The following is a 20,338-nucleotide window of genomic DNA, read 5'->3' on the forward strand; positions in this document are numbered from 1 at the left end:
TAAATCCTTTACAAAATGGATACTGAAGAAAGTTCCGCCCCATACCAGGTATATGAGGGTACAGCCTGGGAGTCAGGATTATTACTGAGTATTCTTGAAGACAATGAGATACCTGCTTTTCTAAAGGATGTATCCAGTATACCCTGGAATTCATTTCCTGTAAATTCATCCAGTGTGAAAGTATTTGTTGCTTTCCGTGATTATGAACCAGCCCTGAAAATTGTTGAAGAATTCACACAGAATATGCAAAAAGCACCTGAAACTCTTCCTGAAGAATAAGTATCCCTTGATAGAGCCCATCAAATTGATTTAACATTGGTTTTATATTGAGTTTCTTTTATATCTTGCAATCCTATTTGACTGCCAAGTCTGCTCTAACTCAATAATTACCTGCTAACCAATACCTTAACAGGTCATTCGTTATGAAATTACCCAATGTTGGCAAATCCTCCTTTTTTTATTCCCTCCTTTTCTGGTCGGTATATCTTTATTTTAATGTGTATTTCAGGCGCTTTTCTGTAACAGGGAGGAATAATATTCCGGCTGGCAAACCAATAATCTTTGCCGGGAACCATCAGAATGCCCTTATGGATGCTTTATCTATTTTATTTGCAGCGCGGGGAAAAGTAGTATTCCTTGCCCGGGCTGACCTGTTCAAAAAGAAATATATTGCAAGGATCCTGTTTTTTATGAGAATCCTGCCTGTTTACCGCATCAGGGATGGAATAAGTTCGATGGGGCAGAATGATGCAACTTTTAAAAAAGCAGCCGAAATACTTAGGGCAGGCACTCCCATTGCATTATTTCCGGAAGGCAATCATGCAGGGTACAAGAGGCTGAGATCGCTGAAAAAAGGAATATGTCGCATTGCTTTCATGGCGGAAGAACAGGCCGGATACAACCTTGATCTTCATATAGTTCCTTCAGGTATAGATTATAGTAATTATTCTGATCCGGGAGCAAGACTGCTTGTGAAATACGGAAAACCAATTCGTGTAGCCGATTTTATTCCACAGCACCATGAAAATCCACAGAAAGCTCTTTCTCTCCTGAGGGATAAACTCTCAGAAGAGATGGAACCGCTGATGATCAATATTTCAAGTGAAGAGGATTATGACACCTATATGAATGCCTGTAAAATATTTGTGCCTGCCATTCTCAGGAAACTTAAAATCCGAAATAACCATCACAATCGCTTATTGCAAGAGAAAGAAGTTATTTCCCGCCTCGGTCAGGCAGAAAAGGAATACCCTTTGGCTTTTGAATCTTTAAGAAATGGATTACAAATCTATAACAAGCTGTTATATCAATATGGACTTAGAGATTGGCTGTTACGTAAGAAAAAAATGCCATTTCTTTCCTTTGCACTTGATTTGTTTATATCCCTCCTGCTTTCTCCAATATATTTTTATGGGCTGATTATTAACTACATACCATATAAACTCCCGTTATTATTCAGCAGGAAAGTCAAGGACCCTGTTTTTCACAGTTCCATTCACTTTGGAACCGGGTTGGTGATTTTCCCTCTCTTTCACCTGATTTTGCTGACCATTTTCAGCTTACTTACAAAGGGTGTTCTCCTTAAAATTGCCTTTGCATTGAGTCTGCCACTTTCAGGAATTTTCACCTTTTATTACTATATCCATTTTCTTAAGCTGGGCGGCAAATTCCGCCTGTTATGGATGAAGTTGTTTGAAAAGTACTTTTTAGAAGATATTCAGGAAAAAAGATCCTCCCTTCTACTTCAAATCTATAAACTGTTGAATTACTAAAATCAAACCTATGAGAACCTCTCATTTTATGCTTTTATCAGTTTTGTTAGCTATGGCCGTTATTGCCAATGGCCAGGAACAAAAAACTGAGCAAGTTAAAAAAGGATATAGTTTTGGCCTTCTACCCACCATTTCTTTCGATGCAGATATGGGGTTCCAGTATGGAGGCCTGGTAAGTGTTTATGATTATGGTGACGGGAAAATATATCCTTCCTACAAACAGATGGTAAAAGTTGAAGTATCAAGGTATACGAAAGGCTCAGGAACAAACCAGCTCTTCTATGATGCCAAAAATCTATTGCCACATCACTTAAGGCTGACCGCCGATTTAAGTTACCTCACTGAAAAATCCCTGGATTTCTATGGGTTTAATGGATATCAAAGCATTTTTGATATAGATCTCACCGACAAAGATGCCGATGACTATATTTCCAGGGTATTCTATCGGAATCAACGTAAGATGTTCAGGTTCACCCTTGATTTGCAAGGCAGGTTATATGGAGATCACCTGAGGTGGTTAGGAGGAATCGGGATCATGAATATGAAAATGGGAAGAGTGGATTTCAATTCCATCAATAAAGGAAAAAAAGATGAGGATATCCTGAAAGATACAACAACCCTGTATGACAAATATGTTGATTGGGGCATTATCAGCCAGGAAGAAAAAGATGGCGGCAATGCCAATTTCCTAAAAGCCGGTATAGTTTATGACACCCGCGATAATGAAGCAAATGCGATGAAAGGTATGTGGTCAGAAGCCCTCATAACCTATGCCCCGGGCTTCATGTTTAACCCTGAATTCAATTATGCAAAGCTGGTACTTATCCACCGACAATATTTCACATTGATCAAAGACAGGCTTTCGTTTGTTTATCGTTTAGGTTACCAGGGAACAATTGGAGGAGATGCACCCTTCTTTATGCAACCCTATATGCTTAGCTCCTACTCTTCCATTACCAAAACCGATGGCCTGGGAGGAGCGAAAACACTGAGAGGTATCATGCGCGACCGGGTAGTAGGAGATGGTATTGCTTATGGAAACCTCGAAGTTAGGTGGAAATTCCTGAAGACTCATGTAGGCAAACAAAACCTGTATATGGCCTTAAATGGATTTTCCGACTTCGGAATGGTGGTTCAGGAAATTAATCTGAACAGAGCCAATATCACCCAGGCAGACCAGGATACCTATTTTGATTTCTCTTACGAAAAAGATAAACTGCACCCCAGTGTTGGAGCTGGTTTAAGGATAGCTTTAAATGAAAACTTTATCCTTGCAGTTGATTATGGCTTTGCATTGAATCAAAAAGATGGCGCAAAAGGTTTATACATAAACATTGGTAATCTGTTCTAGACAACAACAATAACTTTCCTAAAGGCAGTTAACGGTATTACCTTTGTAGAATACACAGATTAAGAGTAAATTAGATAGTCTGAATTTATCTACCTAATCCCTTTGCCAATGGTAAATCCTGTTATTACCCCCATGATAATTGCTGCAAGAATCCGCAGATATGTTAATCGTTTCGAAAATGCCGGTGCAACTGATCCCCGGGGTGCAAAAACGCTCCAATCGCTGGGTTTAGATAATGGATTCCTTTTTAATCGTCTTTTGGCTAATAATGTTTTTATAGAAGCCTCTCCGGGTTATTTCTATGTGAGCAGGGAAAACTTCATGAAGTACAGGCAAAAACGGAGAACCAGGGCGATCTACATTCTTTCTGCTTTCATTGCAGTAATAGTTATTAGCTATTTGTTCCTGTAACCTTTCACCAGTAAAGTACAATTGAATTGAAGGTTGGCAAATATCATAAGCTCACCTGATTCTTATTTTTTCAGACCAACCCTTTTTACACCTGAATAATTTAAAGTCTTTTTTTCTTTAATAAAATCAATCAGGGTCTGAGCACCAGTTGTAAACGTGCTATTTCCCGGATCTCTGTGGTCAAATTTGTAGCTTGCTGAAATATAACTATTTAAACCAACACTATAATCTTTCACCGGATCCAGGATTTTTCCGTTCATATCTTTCATCTCCACACCTACACAACTTCCCTTTTCATCCAGGATAACTTCATAGGTGATTCCGGAAACTTCAAGATCAATACTCTTCTCCCTGTTATACGCATTACAAATCAGTGATGTCATCTCATCAACATTCATCTTGTAGATAACAATCAGGTTGCCAAATGGATCCAGTTTGTAAACATCCTTTAACCTGATTTCTCCTTCGGGGATTGAAGAAATCCGAATTCCTCCTGTATTCTGAAAAGCAATATCCAACTTAAGCTGAGAAGTAATGGCATCAGTCATCAGGCTTCCTAATTCATCTTCACCTGCAATAGGTTTCTCTGCAAAACCGATAATCACATTGAGCTCTTTATTATCATTGTATTGATCAATCAATGCCTGGACTTCAGGTTTTGAATTCGTAACCGACTGCAGAGGAATCAACTCATAATCGCGACGATTGATCTTTCCATCAACAATCCCTAACGTAAGTTTGCCTACATTTCTCAATCCCGATCCGGCTTGAACAATCATAACATCATTCACCATCATGGCCTTAGTCATTGTAGTATGAGAATGACCGCCAATAATCACATCAAATTCGGGCATCTCTTTTGCCAGGGGTTCATCGGTTTCAACACCTAAATGAGTCAAACCAATCAACATTCCATACTCTTGTTTAAGGTATTTGTATTTTAGTGCTTGCTGCAGTCCATCTGTAAATCTCAGGCCTTCCAGCTTTGAAGGATGCGAATCAGGTAGACCATTTTCACCTAATTGAATAACGCCCAATACTGGTATCCTGATTCCCCCGGCTTCAAGTATATAGAAGGGTTCAGGCTGTTTGAAAACAGCGTTGGAAGCATCGATATTACAGCTAATAAAAGGGAAAGCGGCCTGCTTAATTCTTGCATTCAGCTTATCCTGCCCCAGGTCAAATTCATGATTGCCCAGAGCAGAGAGATTGAATCCGCATTGGTTCATCAGGTCGATCATTGGAAAACCTTTATCTTCTACCATATCAACTACCGGGTTACCAGTGAAATTATCCCCGGCAGCAAAAAGGAATACAAAAGGATGTATCTTTCTCAGACTGTCAGCCAGGTAGGCAAGCTTACCCATATTATCGATCTTTGCATGCATATCATTGGTATGCAGAATGATGATTTCAGTTTCTTTCGAAGCAGCTTGTCCAAAAGTGCCAGCTGGGATTATTGCAATTCCTGCAAGTAATATCCAAACAAGAAAGTTTTGAATTTTCATAGGATTTTGATTCTTTTCAATGTTAAACGCTGTCCATTTGCCAGGGAGCCATCAAGGTCTGTAAGGTTTCCAAACCGGTCAAAGATAGCCATTTTACCCTGTTTTACCAGATTGAATGACCTTTGAGAATAGGCAAGTAAGGCGTCCTGCACGCGCGCACCCATAAATATTTCCAATTCCTTTTTATTAATGAAGACTTTCATAACCATGCATAACCAATAATTTTGAACTGGAATCCTTAAGTAATGTACCCTCAATAATATCAACATTTTCGATCAGCACAACCCCGGGGTGTTTTCCTTTTTCAAAACTTCCCAGGCTGTCAAAACCAAAGAACTTAGCACCATTCATTGTTGCCCAGGAGAGCACTTCACAAAAAGGGATATCAGGAAAAAATTCCTGCAGGGTTTTCATCTCATCCAGCATCTGCAAAGAATCATTGGAGGCAAGACTGTCTGTCCCGAGTAAAATATTGCACCCCATTCGTCTGAACAAATCAACTAGTGGCAATCGATTCTCGATATAAAGGTTTGCATTGGGACAGAGGCACCAGGCTGCATTCACAAAATTTTTCAGTGCGAAATCTATATCCTGTTCCTCACTGAAGGTATTATGCACCAGTAAAATAGAAGCCTGAGCATCCAGATCACCGGCAATACTTTCCAGGGGACGTTTTCCGGTAGCTTCGAACTTTCGGATACCCGGGTTAAACAATTGTCGTCGATCTGCAATTGGACCTTCCCCGGACTTAAAAAACAGATTTTCCTGTTCACTCTCCTGGTGATGAATCGAGAAAATGCCTGATGGATTTCCCTCTTTCATGATTAGCTGAAAAAGGTCGGAAGACACGGAGTAGGTAGCATGAGGAGTGACAGATGATCGGGAATTCCGTTTCAGGCCGCGAAAAACCTGATTAAGAACCTTTATCTTTTCAAAAGCAAGATCAGCTCTAACCGGGTCGGATGCAAAGACTTCAGAAAAGGTATGAAAGAGTGTGGCAGATTTCTCCTTGAAATCTGCTGTGATATCTGAATTGGAGATATCCCCTACTGCGACAATGCCGGATTCAAGCATACTTTTTCCGGTGGTTTCAATCATCAGCAAAGCCTGATCACGGCTCACATCTTTTCTTAATATTTCGAGCTGCTGCACAAATCCATCCAACCCACCATGAGGTTCAATCATTTCTTTTGCCCAGGAAAGCTCCAGATGGCAATGAGCATTAACGAAACCGGGACAAAGGAACCCTTTGAATCTCTCTACAGGAATCACTTCTAAATCAATATTTTCCGGGCTAAGCAAGTCCTGAATTTTCCCATAATCATCTAATACCAGTATCCCATCCCGAATTGGGGAATCATGAATTGGGAAAATGATATCAGCAGAAAGGAACCTCATGATTCTGATTGATTAATCACAAATGTAGCGATAATCCATTTCTCAGGAACGAACAAAATCCTTCAGGGATACCGGGAGTAGTAACTTTCAGTCAGTTTATCTGATCGCAATCCTATTACGCTTTGGGATTATTCCTTATTAAATCATCATTTAAACCCTTATTAATAAGTTATCCCTATTTTTGCAGATTAAAGCTTTTTAATGAAAGATCCAAGATTAGTAACAGGGTTCTCCAGGTTGACCAAAGACCAGAAGATAGACCTGGTTTCCAGCCATGTTAAACACTCACAGAAATTTGCTGACACTTTACGATCCTTATGGCATCAGGAGCCTGCCGTGCAGAAATTATATGATGAATTCAGTGAAAATACACTTTCAAACTATTATTTCCCGTATGGAGTAGCACCCAACTTTATGATCAATGGCAAGTTGTACATTGTACCCCTTGTAATTGAAGAAAGTTCTGTTGTTGCTGCCGCTGCAGGGGCTGCCAAATTCTGGGCTGAGCGCGGTGGATTCCATTCTGAAGTAGTTTCTACAGAGAAAATAGGCCAGGTTCACTTCCTCTGGAAATCTGATATAAGCCCCCTTAAGCTTGCATTCCCTGAATTAAAAGCCATTTTGCTTGAACGCACTGCAAGTTTTACAGGCAATATGAAACAACGAGGGGGTGGGATTCTGGATATTGAACTGGTGGATATGACAGATAAGATCCCTAATTACTACCAGATTAAAGGAACCTTTGACACCCGTGATTCTATGGGTGCAAATTTCATTAACAGTTGCCTGGAAGAATTCGCTGATATCCTGAAGGAATTTGTCACCGATGACGACCGTTTTGATGTATCTAATTTGGAGATTATCATGTCGATACTTTCCAACTTCACTCCTGAATGCAGGGTTAAAACATGGGTTGAATGTGATTTAAGCAAACATCAGGGTTTTGATGATTCCTATACCGATGAAGAATTTGTGGAGAGATTTGCCCTGGCAGTGAATATTGCAAGGGTAGATATCTTCAGGGCTACCACTCACAACAAAGGAATATTCAATGGAATTGATGCTGTTGCTTTGGCTACAGGTAATGATTTCAGGGCTATGGAAGCTTGCGGACATACCTGGGCATCCCGCGACGGACATTATAAAAGTTTGAGTGAAGTTAGTATTACCAATGGGACTTTCCGGTTCTCCATTGATCTCCCTATCGCTTTAGGCACTGTTGGAGGGCTGACGAACCTGCACCCCCTGGCTAAATATTCCCTTGAGTTACTGGGAAATCCAGGGGCGGTTGAACTGATGCAGATTGCCTCAGCAGCCGGATTGGCCAACAATTATGCTGCAGTTAAATCACTGGTGACCAAAGGAATTCAGAAAGGCCATATGAAAATGCACCTGTTGAATATCCTGAATGTTTGTAATGCAACAGAACTTGAAAAAAAGCAGGCTGTAGAATATTTCAAACATGAAAAAGTGACCTATAGCACAGTGAACAAGTTTCTTGAAAGTATCAGATAATTTACCCATTTTGAATTCAGAATCATATTATTCAAATGCGAAACTTTTAATCTCCGGGGAATACCTGGTTTTGGAAGGAGCCCTTTCACTGGCAGTACCATTGAATTTAGGACAGGACCTGATCGTTGAAACAAACAGTGACAGAGAATTGTATTGGGAAGCCCTGGAACCATCCGGAACCTGGTTCATGACGAGGCTATCACTCCCCTTGTTTACCCTTCTGGAAACAACTGATGCAGCTGCATCGGAACAACTGATTAAACTTCTGCAGGCAGCAAGGCTTTTAAATCCGCATTTCTTAACTGATGAGAAGGGTTTCAGCATTAAAACACATCTGAATTTCAACAGGAAGTGGGGATTGGGAAGCAGTTCCACACTCCTCGCCAACCTGGCATCCTGGGCTGAAATCGATCCTTTTGCACTACACTTTGCAACCTCCACAGGATCAGGTTATGATATTGCCTGTGCAATGGCTCCGGGCCCAATTCTCTATCAACTCAACGGAGGTAAACCCATCATTCAAAACATTGAATTTCATCCTCCTTTCTCTCATTCCATATATTTTGTGTACCTTGGCATCAAACAAGACTCCAACCAAGGGATCCATGACTACCGGAAACGTGTGGCCGAATTGCCAGGCGAAACCATTAACACCATGAATGCCTTAACTTTAGCTATGGCAACCTGTCATTCCTTTAATGATTTTACTCAACTGGTTCATGAGCATGAAACCTTAATGGGTGGGATACTAAACAAACCGATCCTTAATAAAACCCTCTTTTCCGGATTTCCGGGTGCAGCCAAATCCCTGGGTGCCTGGGGAGGAGATTTTGCCATGGTATGCAGCCAGCTGCCCTTTGACGACCTTAGATACGAATTGAAAAAGAGAGGAATGGAGACTCTGTTCCGGTTTGATGATATTGTGCGTAAAAATCAAAATCTTTAAATGCAGCCTTTCGAATATAAAGGATCAGGTAAATATAAACCGTTGAGTGGCCCTTTAAGTGCACACTGGCAATCCCCTTCCAATATTGCATTGGTGAAGTACTGGGGGAAAACCGGCCTCCAGTTACCTGTGAACCCCTCTCTTAGCATGACGTTAAGCAAGGCTTTTACTGAAACTACCCTGACAGTATTTCCCCTTGAGAATAAAAGTGAAAGGAGTGTGAAGGTATATGTGGACCAGGTATTAAACCCCGGTTTTGAAGAGAGAATCAGCGGCTTCCTGGATTCCATCTCAGATATATTCCCATTTATTCCGGAAGTTTCATTCAAAATAGATACCAGGAATACATTCCCTCATTCCGCCGGAATAGCCTCTTCAGCCTCTGGTTTTAGTGCCCTTGCCCTTTGCCTCTGTACTTTACAGGAGCAACTCTCAGGAACAGCTATTCCCGATTTTCAAGCCGTAGCTTCGCATGTTTCGCGTTTAGGCTCAGGTAGTGCCTGCCGTTCAATTTATGGTGGATTCACACTTTGGGGAAATACCCCTTATCTTACTGGTTCTGACGACAGGTTTGCCATTCCGGTGAACAATATTCACCCGGATTTCAACACTTTAAGAGATGCTATTCTGATAGTTGGCAGTGGCGAAAAGAAAGTATCCAGTTCTGCCGGCCATAGCCGAATGGAGAACCACCCTTTCGCAAAGGCCCGGATAATACAGGCTCAGAATAACATAGGGAAATTGCTAAAAGCAATGGAGGTTGGTGATATTGATACCTTTATAAGCGTAACTGAGCAAGAGGCTCTCACACTTCATGCATTAATGATGACCTCCTCTCCCGGTTTTATTCTCATGAACCCTGAAAGTGTCCGAATTATCAATCGTATCCAGGAGTTCAGAAGCATAAGCAAACTTAATATCTGTTTCACCCTCGATGCCGGACCGAATATTCATTTAATATTTTTTGAAAAAGATCGTGAACAAGTCCATCGTTTGATTGTTGAAGATTTATTACAAAATGATAAACAAAACAACTGGATTGATGACGCAATTGGAACAGGACCTTTTGGTTCATGAAAAAAGCACAAAAGGGATAACCCTAAGTAAATCAAATACAATGAAGAGAAAAACTGATATATTTTACGGAAAGGTTTTATTATTCGGTGAGTACAGTATTTTATTCAATTCAAAGGGCCTGACTATCCCTTACTCTCATTTCACTGGTCAGTTGAGTTTTATCAACGACGATAAGTATACAGATTATGACTTTGCAGTTCAGTCGAACAAGCAGATGTTTGAATTCCTGGAATATATGCAGGCATTTGAAGTTGAGGGGTTAATGCCTTGCAGGATGGACCTCAAGCGTCTTAGGCATGACCTTGAGAGTGGATTGTATTTTGAATCAAATATTCCCCAAGGTTATGGAATTGGCAGTTCAGGAGCATTGGTAGCTGCAGTCTATGACAGGTATTGTCTTGACAAGATTGAGACAGATGAAAATATTAGCTCTGAAAATATAAGTCGTCTGCGAACCATTTTCTCTATTTTAGAATCCTTATTTCATGGGCAAAGTAGTGGCATTGATCCGCTGAATTGTTATATCCAGCACCCTTTACTAATCAATTCCCGGGAAAATATATCCATTACCGGAATTCCCCGGAGCAAATTTGAAAATGAAGGGGTTATTTTTCTTGTGGATACCGGTAAAATTGGGAAAACGGGTCCTTTGGTCAACCACTTTCTTGAGCAGATGCGTTTCAAAGAATATGAAACTTTATTCAGAACCGATTACATTCCCTGGGTCAACCAGTGCATTTCAGATATTCTGAATGGGAGGATGAAATCTTTTTTCGATGCACTAATCAAGGTATCTGAGTTTCAATTGCAGCATTTCGGCAATATGATTCCTTCTGGTTTTATAGCACCCTGGAAATGGGGACTTGATACCGGTACCTTCCAGCTCAAGCTTTGCGGATCAGGAGGTGGTGGATTCCTGCTTGGATTTACCACAGATTATGCATCCTCCAGGAAATATTTCAACAATCTCGAACATGAAGTGATTCCTGTTTACAAATCAGGGCAGTAGCTAAAGAATAATCCGGCCTCACACCTTCACAAATCCTTTCATTCCTCTTCGGATTTGGGTAAATTTGCAGTAACAACCGCAAATTAATGTACTATGGGGCAAATCTTCTCAATTACCGGACAAATCGTTGATGTAGTATCAGGAACAATTTTTCCCGGCAGGATAAATATCTCTTCCGGTAAAATTGAATCTGTTGAAAAATTTGAGAATTCTGAAACGGTCCATATCCTGCCCGGACTCATTGATGCTCATATTCATATTGAGAGCTCCATGCTTTCTCCCTCTGAATTCGCCCGATTAGCTGTTGTTCATGGCACCACAGCCACGGTTTCCGACCCGCATGAAATTGCCAATGTCCTTGGAATGGAAGGGGTAAAATTTATGGTTGAAAATGGGAAGCAGACCCCATTCAAGTTCAATTTCGGTGCCCCCTCCTGTGTTCCTGCCACAGGATTTGAATCATCCGGTGCCATCCTGGGTTCTGCTGAAGTTGAAGAGCTGCTGGCTGATAATGAGATTCTATATCTTTCAGAAATGATGAACTTCCCCGGGGTGGTTTATAAAGATGAAGAAGTCATGGCCAAACTAAAAGCTGCAAGAGACCTCGGAAAACCCATTGATGGACATGCACCGGGACTGTCCGGCGAAATGCTTGAAATATATGCAAAATCAGGAATTACAACCGACCACGAATGCGTAAACATTGAGGAAGCTGAACAAAAAATTGCCCTGGGAATGCATATCCTGATTCGGGAAGGCAGTGCAGCAAGAAACTTCGATAACCTCATCCCTCTGCTCAAAACACACCCTGATAAAGTGATGTTTTGCAGCGATGATAAACACCCTGATGATCTGATCAAAGGGCATATGAACCTGTTATTAAAGCGATCAGTAGAAAAAGGGTATAACCTGATGGATGCAATCAGGGCCTGTACTCTGAACCCTGTAAAACATTACCGGCTGAAGAGCGGACTCCTTCAACCAGGTGATGATGCAGACTTTATTATCGTGGATTCCCCTAAAGAATTTAATATCCTTGCTACCTATATCCGGGGAGAAAAATATTCTGAAAACGGTGTGACTACGATACCTTCTGTGATTAGCACCCAACCCAACAGATTCAATATTGGTGAGATAATTCCCCTGATGCTTAAGGTTCCATCGAAGGATGGCAAGATAAAAGTTATTCATGCTTACGATGGAGAACTGGTAACCGGGAAAATGTTGGTGGAACCTTTTGTGAAGAATGGTTTCGTTGAAAGTGATATTGAAAAAGACATCCTCAAAATCACTGTAATCAATCGTTTCAGCCCATCTACACCAGCTATGGGATTCATTCACGGGATAGGACTGAAGCATGGAGCAATCGCCTCAACAGTGGCACATGACAGTCACAACCTTATTTGTGTGGGTACGAGCGACGAATATATGATGAAAGCCATTGAACTGGTTTCAAAAACCGGAGGCGGGATAGCATTTGCAGATGAAAATCATGAAATGATCCTGCCTCTTCCAATTGCAGGCATAATGACGGATGATGATGGAAACAGTGTGGCTAAAAAGTATGAGATAATTAACGACCTGGTTCACCAGAAGGGAAGCAAATTGAGGGCGCCTTTCATGACCTTGTCGTTCATGGCTTTATTGGTAATCCCTGAACTCAAACTAAGTGACAAGGGTTTGTTTGACGGAAATACCTTCAGTTTTACAGATCTGTTTGAGCGATGAGTTACCGTACCAGTCCATCTAAAAATCTGCACCAATGGCAACACTGGGTTTTTCAATTAGGGTCCATCAAAATTTTAATTTTATAACCACCTGTCTTTTTAGAGTTTACGATCAATAATAATCCTAATTAAACATTTTATTTCAGATTTATTTCTCCATTCGAGCCCCAGGTACCGCTCTACAACAGGATCTACTAAATATATACATATTTATCTGTGTATTATGTATTTTTTTATATTTGCAAAAACATTCGAATTATGTCAGATCAATTAAAACTTGATATCGTAAAGCTAGAAGCTGCTGCTAGTAAGCTACGCGCGATGGCTCATCCAATGCGTATTGCCATCATTGAACTTTTGAGTAACAATAAAAAATTGAGCGTTACTGAGATCTATGAATCACTCAGGATCGAGCAGGCAGCTGCAAGCCATCATTTGAATATTCTGAAGAGTAAAGGAATTCTGGCCTCTCGCCGTGATGGCAAGCAAATCCACTATTCATTGAAAAATAGTACTTTACTTGAGATCATCACTTGTATCAACAAGTGCAATGATGCTGCCTAGTGCTGTTTGCAGCTAGCCATTCAAACTAAGAAGCCCTGGAATAATCAGGGCTACATTTGCCATTCTTCTTCCAGATCCCAGTTCCCCCTGACTTCAAATATTTTGGGGTGAATATCAATTCTTTCAGGTTGTCTGTATTGCAGAAACCGACCTGAATCCCATTTCCCATTAGCATTCTGGTCATATATGGCTTTCAATCCATATTTTCCCGGAATAAGGAAACCAAAATCAACCCAACCTGATTTATCAAGGACATGTTGCTGTAGTACAACATTTTTGTCCCCCAACAATTGGATAATTACAGGATGTTTAACCGTGGCAAGCACAATATTCATCTTAAATTGTCCATAGTCTTCTTTTGTACGGAGCTGGAACTTTGACCTGACAGTATCATTAATGGCACCATAGATATCCTTGAAAACTCCCTGAGGGAAACAGAAGCTCATAATCCTCTGCAGTCTTCCAGGGAAAGTTCACCTTTACCTTGCGATGTAATTGGTCAACAAATTGCAATACCGGGAAAAGTGTATCGGGAGTCTCCTTCCCCCTGATAAGCAAAACCTTTGAGGAATCCATCAGTTGGAGCGGATTTGGGAAAGTGATTATATATGGCATATTCCATTCCAACTGCCGGGTCCTTGCAACAGGAACAACAAAATGAAGGGATGAATCTGCTTTGGACTGGTTCTTTCCTTTCTCATTGGATCTGATTTTAAAGGTAGTCCCAATTTCAAGTGTATCAGTCAATCGAATTTCATCCTGAATTTTTAACTTCAGTGTATCCGGTACCACTCCTGTCAACCAGTAATAAACAGTATCCCTGGCTGCAGAATATTCCCTCATCGACCATTGAGCTGTACTATCCATATTCAAAGGAACTACAGACAACTCCTTCACAGGATACCTGAAAAACAGGGTCATCAGATGTGGAGCAGTCATCACCCCTTTTAATAGCCTTTGTGTGGAATCCGGTTCCGGGAAAAGGTTCAGCGCATATTCCCCTTCCGTTGACATTACTTTCAGACTGGTATCGATGATGGACTGCCCCAAATATAAAGGCTCAACAAGGCTGTCGTAAAAAGCAACATTTTCTGTAGCAGGATTATATAAATAGTCATTATTCCCATCCTTCAGGGCAACCAATCTGTACTTTCCTGCTGCCAGGCTATTCAGGATAAACGCCCCCCCTTCGCCTGATCGTGACACATACATCGGTCTTTGCAGCATAGGAACTGAATCGGCCAGGTCGCGGTATAACATCACAAGCGCATCTTTAACAGGCATACGGGTAAAGGCATCAGTCACCCTTCCTTTAAGGCTTAATGAGTCGATAAATGAACCGGTAGAAAAAGCGAAAGAGAGGTTCTTAAGAGGATTTCTTTCTGTGATATCTGCAATAGCATCCCCAAAATAGAAATTGTAAGTGGTATTGGAGCGAAGGGTGTCTTTTAATTTTACAACCAGGGAACGGCCTTTAATGCGAAAATCCGGATCTTCATTTAAAGGAGGGGAAATAATCAGGTGTTTATCAATATCTACCAGTTGAATATATTCACTGAAACCCAGTATAAGCCTGTCACCTTTAAAATTGGCTGATTTATTTAAAGGGTTGGAATAGATGAGTGTTGGTGGTATTTCATCTTTTATTCCACCTGTTGGAGGTACGATGGTAGCACATGAGAAAGTGAACACTAATAGTGCTAATAATCCAAAAAAGCCTTTAAAAATCCGGAACCCCTGGTGAAACCGTTTCATGCAGTTTTATTTCAACTGCAAAGATGACAATTTTTCTGTTGCCGTCATTCAGCAATGAATAAAGCAATATGCTAAATCTCCTTAATTAACTTGATATTCCCAAGCAAAGAGGAGTGATCAGGCATTCGGTTAAGAATAAACTTCTCATGCAACAACTGGGTTGAAAGAATACCAGCAATAGCCATCTGGTCAACTTCTGAAAAATTGCTACCTGAATTAACTTTCGTCACAAGGCTTTGCACCCTGGTTGGGTCAAAAAATCCGGCTTGCCGAATCTTATGTTCTGAGAATAAATCAGCTACAAATTCAGGAGCATTGGGACCAAAGAAACTCCTGGCAATGGGAGCCCGGTAAGCCTGTTTGGGACGGTTTAGAATTGAATCAGGAATTTTACCTTTTACCGCTTTCTTCAGAAGGTATTTTTCATCCAATCCATTTAACCTGAATTTCTCCGGGAGACGAGAAGAGAATTCTATCACCCTGTAATCGAGGAATGGATACCGGCCTTCTACCGAATTACCCATTGCCATTCTATCGCCCTGGGAGGAAAGCAGGTAACCAGACATGAAAATAGAAGCTTCAAGATATTGGGACTTTGAAAGATCTCCCCAATTTCCAAAGCCTTGTGGCAATTCGGGGTATAATGCGCTAACCGGATCAAAATCTTTAAGACCCGATGTTAGCTGATCTGAAAAGTAAGATCGGATTCTCGATGTATTATGCCATCGAAGCAGGTGCGAATAGAGCGGGTCCGCTGTTTCTGTGAGCCTGAAACCAAAAAACATTTTAAGGGAGTGGTTATTCATCCCTTTCATCATCTTCAGGTAAGGATAGAGCTTACTTAAAAGCAGTGGCCGATACTTTGACTGAGGGTCCTTTGCCCAGAAACGCCTGATCCGGGCTTCCTTGAAAATATTATACCCTCCAAAAAATTCATCGGCACCTTCCCCGGTAACCACAACCTTTATATTATTTTGCCGCACTTTTTCTGAAAGCAGAAACATAGGCGTTGGGGCTGTCCGGAGAATCGGGAATTCTGTGTGCCAGATTGTATCGGGGAATGCTTTGGCAATTTCCTCAGAACTGCAAACCATGGCCATATGCCTCGTTTTGAAGAACCTGGCAGCTTCCAGCTGGTAAGGGGTTTCATCAAACTCCCCATCTCTGAATCCGATAGAGAATGTATTCAGAATTCCGGGGTCAATATCATTAATAAAAGCGGTTGTAATGCTTGAATCAAGGCCACCACTAAGGTAAGCGCCTACTGGTACATCTGCCCTGAGACGAATCTTAACCGCATCCCTGAAAAGTGAATTAAACTCTTCAACAGCGTCCTGAAGTGACATTTTGGAAGATACAGGCTCTTCAGGATAGCTCAGGCTCCAAAATCGTCTTATTTGTACACCTTCGTCATTAACAATCATGTAATGTGCCGGAGGTAGCTCCCTGATTTCCTTAAATGGAGTAGAAGGAGCAATGGTAGTCCAAAAAGTGAAAACCTGGGCAAGACTTTCATGATCAATTTCCCGGGGAATCCCTTCCAGAGTAAACAATCCTTTAATTTCGGAGCAAAAGGCAAATTGTCGGTTCTGCTGCCAATAAAACAAAGGCCGGATCCCAACCCTGTCGCGGGCCAGGAATAGTTCACGTTTTTCTTTATTCCAGATGGAGATTGCAAACTGACCATTAAATCGCTGTAGGCAGTCAGGCCCATATAAGGCATACATCTGCACAACTACTTCAGTATCACTATGGGTTTTAAGGTGGATTCCCCTGCTAAGGAGTTCTTCCCTCAGTTCTATGTAATTGAAAATTTCACCATTGAATACAATCCAATAGTTACCTGATTCGTCAGAAATTGGTTGCTGTCCGGAAGCCAGATCGATAATACTAAGTCTGACACTTCCAAGGCCTATTCCATTGCCTGCATATATTCCACTTTCATCAGGCCCTCTATGCCTGATAATGGAAAGCATGCGTTTCAGAATCGCTTCAGTGGACTGTTCCTTGTCATGGTAGTTGAATACCCCGGCGATTCCGCACATTTACCTACATTTGATATTTACGCTGCACAAAGCTTGTTATAGCGTTGATCGACTCAAAATTTTCCTCCAGTAATTCCGCATCTTCAGCCCTGATGAGAACTCCTCCTCAAGAAAATTGATGAGCGAAATAAATCCCATTGAATCAAATATACCCTGAACAAAAATCAGGGTATCATCGTGAATCTGGCTGGCCGGTGTAAAAGTCGTTTCAGCTATGAAAGTTCTTAATAATTCTTTTAACTCGACAGTTGTGTACATTTCAGTTAGAATAGTTGCCTTCATAAATAGTATCTGGTGGTAGTCCGTTGTTTCTAGAATAAATGAGCAGTATGATTGGAGCCAAGTAACCAGACAATAATCCCGCGAACCCGCAAATGTACAAATTGCTGATTTCAGATGAACAGAATGTTAATAAATTCGTCCGGCAATCTTTATCAATTCAACTCTTTTTTACTGTTCAGACCTATTTCGACTACAAGTCTATCTTGCTGAACAATAATTTATAGCTCTTATACCATAAAGTAATACACCCCCACTCAACTATTCGTTGAACAGGTTCATAGCCATTGGTTTTAATTCTTTCTTATCAATTTTTCCATTGGCACTTTTAGGCATTTGATCCAGGATAATAACGTTTAATGGTATCATAAAAGATTCAAGATTCCGGGCACATTGATGAAGCACATTTTTATCAGTAATACCTGAACCTTCATGAATGGTAATAAATGCTATCACAGCTTCTCCCCATAAGTGGTGAGGGATTCCCAGGACTGCAGTTTCCCTGACTCCATCCAACTGGTAGATCACATTTTCAATTTCCACAGGACTTACTTTTTCGCCTCTTGTTTTTATGATATCATCGTTTCTGCCCTGGAAGTATAAAAATCCTTCTTCATCTTTTGTAAACCAGTCATTGGAACATAACACTTTCTCCCCGGAGAATTTTCCAGGCTTTAACATCTCAGCACTCAAATCTGGCCGGTTCCAATATCCTGCCATAACATGAGGCCCCCTCACATGCAGTATTCCCGGCTGACCGGAAGAAACAGGATTTCCGTCAGTGTCAAGGAGAAAGACTTCTGCACCGGGGATGGCTTTTCCAACAGAACGGGGTTTCAAATCAATTAATTCAGGTTCAAGGTAACAAACCCGCTTGCATTCTGTGAGGCCATACATTGAGAAAATCAGCGCATTAGGGAAAATCCGTTGCAATCCGGGGATAAATTCTGCAGGTAAGGCAGCCGCTGTATTGGTCACCTTTTCAATTCCAGGGAATGAAATCCCCGACTCTTTGTTCGAGGCGATCATCATTGCATAAATAGTGGGAACCCCGGGAAATACTGTAGGCTGGTAAGCATCAATAGCTTTGTAGATGGAAGCCGGGAAAGTAAACGAGTATTCAATGATAAGTGTCGCACCTAATGTAACTGACATCAGCAGCTGATATAATCCATAATCGAAGGCCAGGGGTAACATCAGCATAATGCGATCCCTTTCTTCCAATCGGAGGTATTCAATCAGGCTCCAGGTAGTAAAAACCATCGACTGGTGCGTCATCATTACCCCTTTTGGAAACCCAGTGCTGCCAGAAGTGTATATCAATGCAGCCAGGTCGTTGGGAATAATCTGAGGCAGTTCATGATCTTGCTTGCCGGGTTTAAGAATTAGTTCCAATCGCTCACCGGGTACTTTCATCTCCCGACTCTTGCACTTATTATCAGTGAAAATGATATGTTTAACAGAGTCATTCCCCTCGAGTGCTTTGTCAATTTCCGCCAGCATCATGTCTTCTGTAATGATAAAACGTGCAGTACTATCATTGAGAATATAATTGAGCTTGCTGGCCTTTGTTTGTATATTAACTACCATGAAAACTCCGCCTGCCAGGCTGGTAGCATAAATCGCAAGGGCACATTGCCAGGAATTGTGCAGGTAAATGGCCACCCTGTCCCCTTTTTCAAGGCCTTTGCCTGCCATATTTGAGGCTAAACGCAGGGCGTCAGACAGAAATTGCTCGTAAGTATACTCTATACCCCTGTTTATGATTGCCGTTTTTCCGGGGAATCTCCGGGCTGAAATCAGTAAGGACTCCCCAAGCAATCTTTGCGGTATCTCAGGCATCAGGTTTGTTATTTAGTGTTTACAGTAAATAGGGGAAATAACCTGTGGCCCCCTAAAGATTATTTACTTTTCGGGAAAAAGTAATCTTTAGCAGATATTAAAGAGCTCCTAACCGCAGGTATTCTGTGGTTTTCTGTTTCCGTTTAAAGTTATTGAATATCAGCTCTACTTCCTGTGATGTTTTCCCCATTACCTCAGCAACCTCTTCAATATTGAATTCATTTTCGAATGCATACCATAATAAATCGAGGTCAATGAAGGGTAACTGGAAGAAAAACTCCTCCTGTGACTGTTCTGCTGAATAGGTATCTGTTGTGGGTATACGTTGAATAATTTCTTCAGGAATACCAAGTACCTCAGCTAACTGGTATACCTGTGATTTATAATAATTCCCAATAGGCATTAAGTCAACTCCACCGTCACCATGTTTTACAAAGAAACCCTGCTCCACTTCATGCTTATTGGCCGTCCCTACTACTGCAAAATGACATGATTCAGCATGATAGTAAAGCATCGACATCCTGCTTCTCTGTTTGAAATTTGAAGCAGCAACAATCTGCAGGTACTCCCTGACCGGTAAAACTTTCTTTTTCTCAATTCCATCAGGGCATATAATAGTAAGGTAAAATATCGGAGGCAGGCTTTGCTTAATACTTGAATGGTGAATTCCAATCTTAGACTTGTAAGTTGTAGGATCAAATTCGGGAAACACTCTTTTTATAGCCTCATCTCTGCGGTCGTAGCAACGATATCCATCAAGAGCTCCGGAGATATTTTCCACCAAAGAGGGAACCCCAAACTTGTCAGCAAGATCCCTGGCCAATCTAAGGCTATCAGAATTCGACTCCTTTTCAGGAAGCATAATTCCAAGAACCCGTTCAGGCCCTAAGGCTTTAGCTGCCAGAGCCATCGTTACTGAAGAGTCGATTCCGCCACTTATACCAACGATCGCACCTTTTCTTCTAAGCCTTACCGTAATATCTTCCTGGATCTTTTTACATATCTTGATAATCTCATTATCAATATCTTGTATTTTAAGTATATCCTTTGAAAACTTAATTGAATTCATTGATTTCATTCTAAATTCTTACTTCTTTTATAACTTTTTGCTTTCAACTTTCCAAAATCCGGCACAAATG

Annotated in this window: 18 protein-coding genes and 1 pseudogene; 10 read left to right on the top strand and 9 right to left on the bottom strand. The window is 41.1% G+C overall.

Features of this window, described 5'->3' with window-relative positions:
• The first annotated feature begins 15 nt into the window (after positions 1-15).
• The 4 genes from IPH84_03850 (at position 16) to IPH84_03865 (ending at position 3,534) form a co-directional block, all read left to right on the top strand.
• Positions 16-279: a DUF2007 domain-containing protein gene (locus IPH84_03850; protein MBK7172369.1), complete on the top strand. Its 264-nt coding sequence runs from the start codon at positions 16-18 to the stop codon at positions 277-279.
• Positions 280-422: 143 nt separating this feature from the next.
• Positions 423-1,772: a 1-acyl-sn-glycerol-3-phosphate acyltransferase gene (locus IPH84_03855; GenBank protein ID MBK7172370.1), complete on the top strand. Its 1,350-nt coding sequence runs from the start codon at positions 423-425 to the stop codon at positions 1,770-1,772.
• Between the two features lie 10 nt (positions 1,773-1,782).
• Positions 1,783-3,123, top strand: coding sequence for a BamA/TamA family outer membrane protein (locus IPH84_03860; protein ID MBK7172371.1), 1,341 nt, complete (start codon positions 1,783-1,785; stop codon positions 3,121-3,123).
• Positions 3,124-3,231: 108 nt separating this feature from the next.
• Complete coding sequence (locus IPH84_03865; GenBank protein MBK7172372.1) at positions 3,232-3,534, top strand: hypothetical protein; 303 nt, start codon at positions 3,232-3,234, stop codon at positions 3,532-3,534.
• 62 nt (positions 3,535-3,596) lie between these two features.
• On the opposite strand, the gene IPH84_03870 is transcribed toward IPH84_03865, so the two are convergent.
• Genes IPH84_03870 through IPH84_03880 form a run of 3 tightly spaced genes read right to left on the bottom strand, consistent with a single transcriptional unit; the run spans position 3,597 to position 6,440 of the window.
• Positions 3,597-5,042, bottom strand: a complete 1,446-nt coding sequence (locus tag IPH84_03870) for a bifunctional metallophosphatase/5'-nucleotidase (protein ID MBK7172373.1) — start codon at positions 5,040-5,042, stop codon at positions 3,597-3,599.
• Positions 5,039-5,245: a hypothetical protein gene (locus IPH84_03875; GenBank protein ID MBK7172374.1), complete on the bottom strand. Its 207-nt coding sequence runs from the start codon at positions 5,243-5,245 to the stop codon at positions 5,039-5,041. Before IPH84_03875 ends, IPH84_03870 begins: the two co-directional genes overlap by 4 nt.
• Positions 5,229-6,440 carry an amidohydrolase family protein gene (locus IPH84_03880; GenBank protein MBK7172375.1) on the bottom strand — a complete coding sequence of 404 codons (1,212 nt, stop codon included), beginning with the start codon at positions 6,438-6,440 and terminating at the stop codon, positions 5,229-5,231. The genes IPH84_03875 and IPH84_03880 overlap by 17 nt, the downstream gene beginning before the upstream one ends.
• A 201-nt stretch (positions 6,441-6,641) precedes the next feature.
• On the opposite strand from IPH84_03880, the gene IPH84_03885 reads away from it, so the two are divergent.
• The 6 genes from IPH84_03885 (at position 6,642) to IPH84_03910 (ending at position 13,278) form a co-directional block, all read left to right on the top strand.
• Complete coding sequence (locus IPH84_03885; GenBank protein MBK7172376.1) at positions 6,642-7,955, top strand: hydroxymethylglutaryl-CoA reductase; 1,314 nt, start codon at positions 6,642-6,644, stop codon at positions 7,953-7,955.
• Positions 7,956-7,965: 10 nt separating this feature from the next.
• Positions 7,966-8,901 carry a GHMP kinase gene (locus IPH84_03890; GenBank protein MBK7172377.1) on the top strand — a complete coding sequence of 312 codons (936 nt, stop codon included), beginning with the start codon at positions 7,966-7,968 and terminating at the stop codon, positions 8,899-8,901.
• The gene (gene mvaD / locus IPH84_03895; GenBank protein MBK7172378.1) at positions 8,902-9,978 is read left to right on the top strand and encodes a diphosphomevalonate decarboxylase; all 1,077 of its coding nucleotides are present in this window, start codon (positions 8,902-8,904) and stop codon (positions 9,976-9,978) included.
• 40 nt (positions 9,979-10,018) lie between these two features.
• On the top strand, positions 10,019-10,987 hold the full coding sequence (locus tag IPH84_03900; GenBank protein MBK7172379.1) for a mevalonate kinase: 969 nt from the start codon (positions 10,019-10,021) through the stop codon (positions 10,985-10,987).
• Positions 10,988-11,080: 93 nt separating this feature from the next.
• Positions 11,081-12,715: an adenine deaminase gene (gene ade / locus IPH84_03905; protein ID MBK7172380.1), complete on the top strand. Its 1,635-nt coding sequence runs from the start codon at positions 11,081-11,083 to the stop codon at positions 12,713-12,715.
• A gap of 257 nt (positions 12,716-12,972) precedes the next feature.
• Complete coding sequence (locus IPH84_03910; protein MBK7172381.1) at positions 12,973-13,278, top strand: helix-turn-helix transcriptional regulator; 306 nt, start codon at positions 12,973-12,975, stop codon at positions 13,276-13,278.
• 50 nt (positions 13,279-13,328) lie between these two features.
• On the opposite strand, the gene IPH84_03915 is transcribed toward IPH84_03910, so the two are convergent.
• The 6 genes and pseudogenes from IPH84_03915 to nadE all read right to left on the bottom strand — a co-directional run bounded on the left by IPH84_03915 (position 13,329) and on the right by nadE (position 20,277).
• Entirely contained in the window at positions 13,329-13,724 is a 396-nt protein-coding gene (locus IPH84_03915) for a hypothetical protein (protein ID MBK7172382.1), read from the bottom strand.
• Positions 13,672-15,033, bottom strand: a complete 1,362-nt coding sequence (locus tag IPH84_03920) for an Ig-like domain-containing protein (protein ID MBK7172383.1) — start codon at positions 15,031-15,033, stop codon at positions 13,672-13,674. Before IPH84_03920 ends, IPH84_03915 begins: the two co-directional genes overlap by 53 nt.
• Before the next feature lie 71 nt (positions 15,034-15,104).
• Complete coding sequence (gene asnB, locus IPH84_03925) at positions 15,105-17,078, bottom strand: asparagine synthase (glutamine-hydrolyzing) (GenBank protein ID MBK7172384.1); 1,974 nt, start codon at positions 17,076-17,078, stop codon at positions 15,105-15,107.
• A gap of 4 nt (positions 17,079-17,082) precedes the next feature.
• Positions 17,083-17,336, bottom strand: a pseudogene (locus IPH84_03930) (acyl carrier protein).
• Between the two features lie 282 nt (positions 17,337-17,618).
• Positions 17,619-19,199: an AMP-binding protein gene (locus IPH84_03935; protein MBK7172385.1), complete on the bottom strand. Its 1,581-nt coding sequence runs from the start codon at positions 19,197-19,199 to the stop codon at positions 17,619-17,621.
• 97 nt (positions 19,200-19,296) lie between these two features.
• Positions 19,297-20,277 (bottom strand): NAD(+) synthase, encoded by a 981-nt coding sequence (gene nadE, locus IPH84_03940; GenBank protein MBK7172386.1) that lies wholly within the window; start codon positions 20,275-20,277, stop codon positions 19,297-19,299.
• Positions 20,278-20,338 lie beyond the last annotated feature (61 nt).

It is taken from the genome of Bacteroidales bacterium (assembly GCA_016707785.1).
GTDB lineage: Bacteria > Bacteroidota > Bacteroidia > Bacteroidales > UBA4417 > UBA4417.

Coding starts and splice junctions, on each gene's coding strand:
- IPH84_03935 (MBK7172385.1), bottom strand. CDS start 19,199: ATGCCTGAGATACCGCAAAGATTGCTTGGGGAGTCCTTACTGATTTCA.
- IPH84_03880 (MBK7172375.1), bottom strand. CDS start 6,440: ATGAGGTTCCTTTCTGCTGATATCATTTTCCCAATTCATGATTCCCCA.
- IPH84_03910 (MBK7172381.1), top strand. CDS start 12,973: ATGTCAGATCAATTAAAACTTGATATCGTAAAGCTAGAAGCTGCTGCT.
- IPH84_03885 (MBK7172376.1), top strand. CDS start 6,642: ATGAAAGATCCAAGATTAGTAACAGGGTTCTCCAGGTTGACCAAAGAC.
- ade (MBK7172380.1), top strand. CDS start 11,081: ATGGGGCAAATCTTCTCAATTACCGGACAAATCGTTGATGTAGTATCA.
- IPH84_03850 (MBK7172369.1), top strand. CDS start 16: ATGGATACTGAAGAAAGTTCCGCCCCATACCAGGTATATGAGGGTACA.
- IPH84_03900 (MBK7172379.1), top strand. CDS start 10,019: ATGAAGAGAAAAACTGATATATTTTACGGAAAGGTTTTATTATTCGGT.
- IPH84_03915 (MBK7172382.1), bottom strand. CDS start 13,724: ATGAGCTTCTGTTTCCCTCAGGGAGTTTTCAAGGATATCTATGGTGCC.
- mvaD (MBK7172378.1), top strand. CDS start 8,902: ATGCAGCCTTTCGAATATAAAGGATCAGGTAAATATAAACCGTTGAGT.
- IPH84_03875 (MBK7172374.1), bottom strand. CDS start 5,245: ATGAAAGTCTTCATTAATAAAAAGGAATTGGAAATATTTATGGGTGCG.
- IPH84_03920 (MBK7172383.1), bottom strand. CDS start 15,033: ATGAAACGGTTTCACCAGGGGTTCCGGATTTTTAAAGGCTTTTTTGGA.
- IPH84_03870 (MBK7172373.1), bottom strand. CDS start 5,042: ATGAAAATTCAAAACTTTCTTGTTTGGATATTACTTGCAGGAATTGCA.
- nadE (MBK7172386.1), bottom strand. CDS start 20,277: ATGAAATCAATGAATTCAATTAAGTTTTCAAAGGATATACTTAAAATA.
- IPH84_03860 (MBK7172371.1), top strand. CDS start 1,783: ATGAGAACCTCTCATTTTATGCTTTTATCAGTTTTGTTAGCTATGGCC.
- IPH84_03855 (MBK7172370.1), top strand. CDS start 423: ATGAAATTACCCAATGTTGGCAAATCCTCCTTTTTTTATTCCCTCCTT.
- asnB (MBK7172384.1), bottom strand. CDS start 17,078: ATGTGCGGAATCGCCGGGGTATTCAACTACCATGACAAGGAACAGTCC.
- IPH84_03865 (MBK7172372.1), top strand. CDS start 3,232: ATGGTAAATCCTGTTATTACCCCCATGATAATTGCTGCAAGAATCCGC.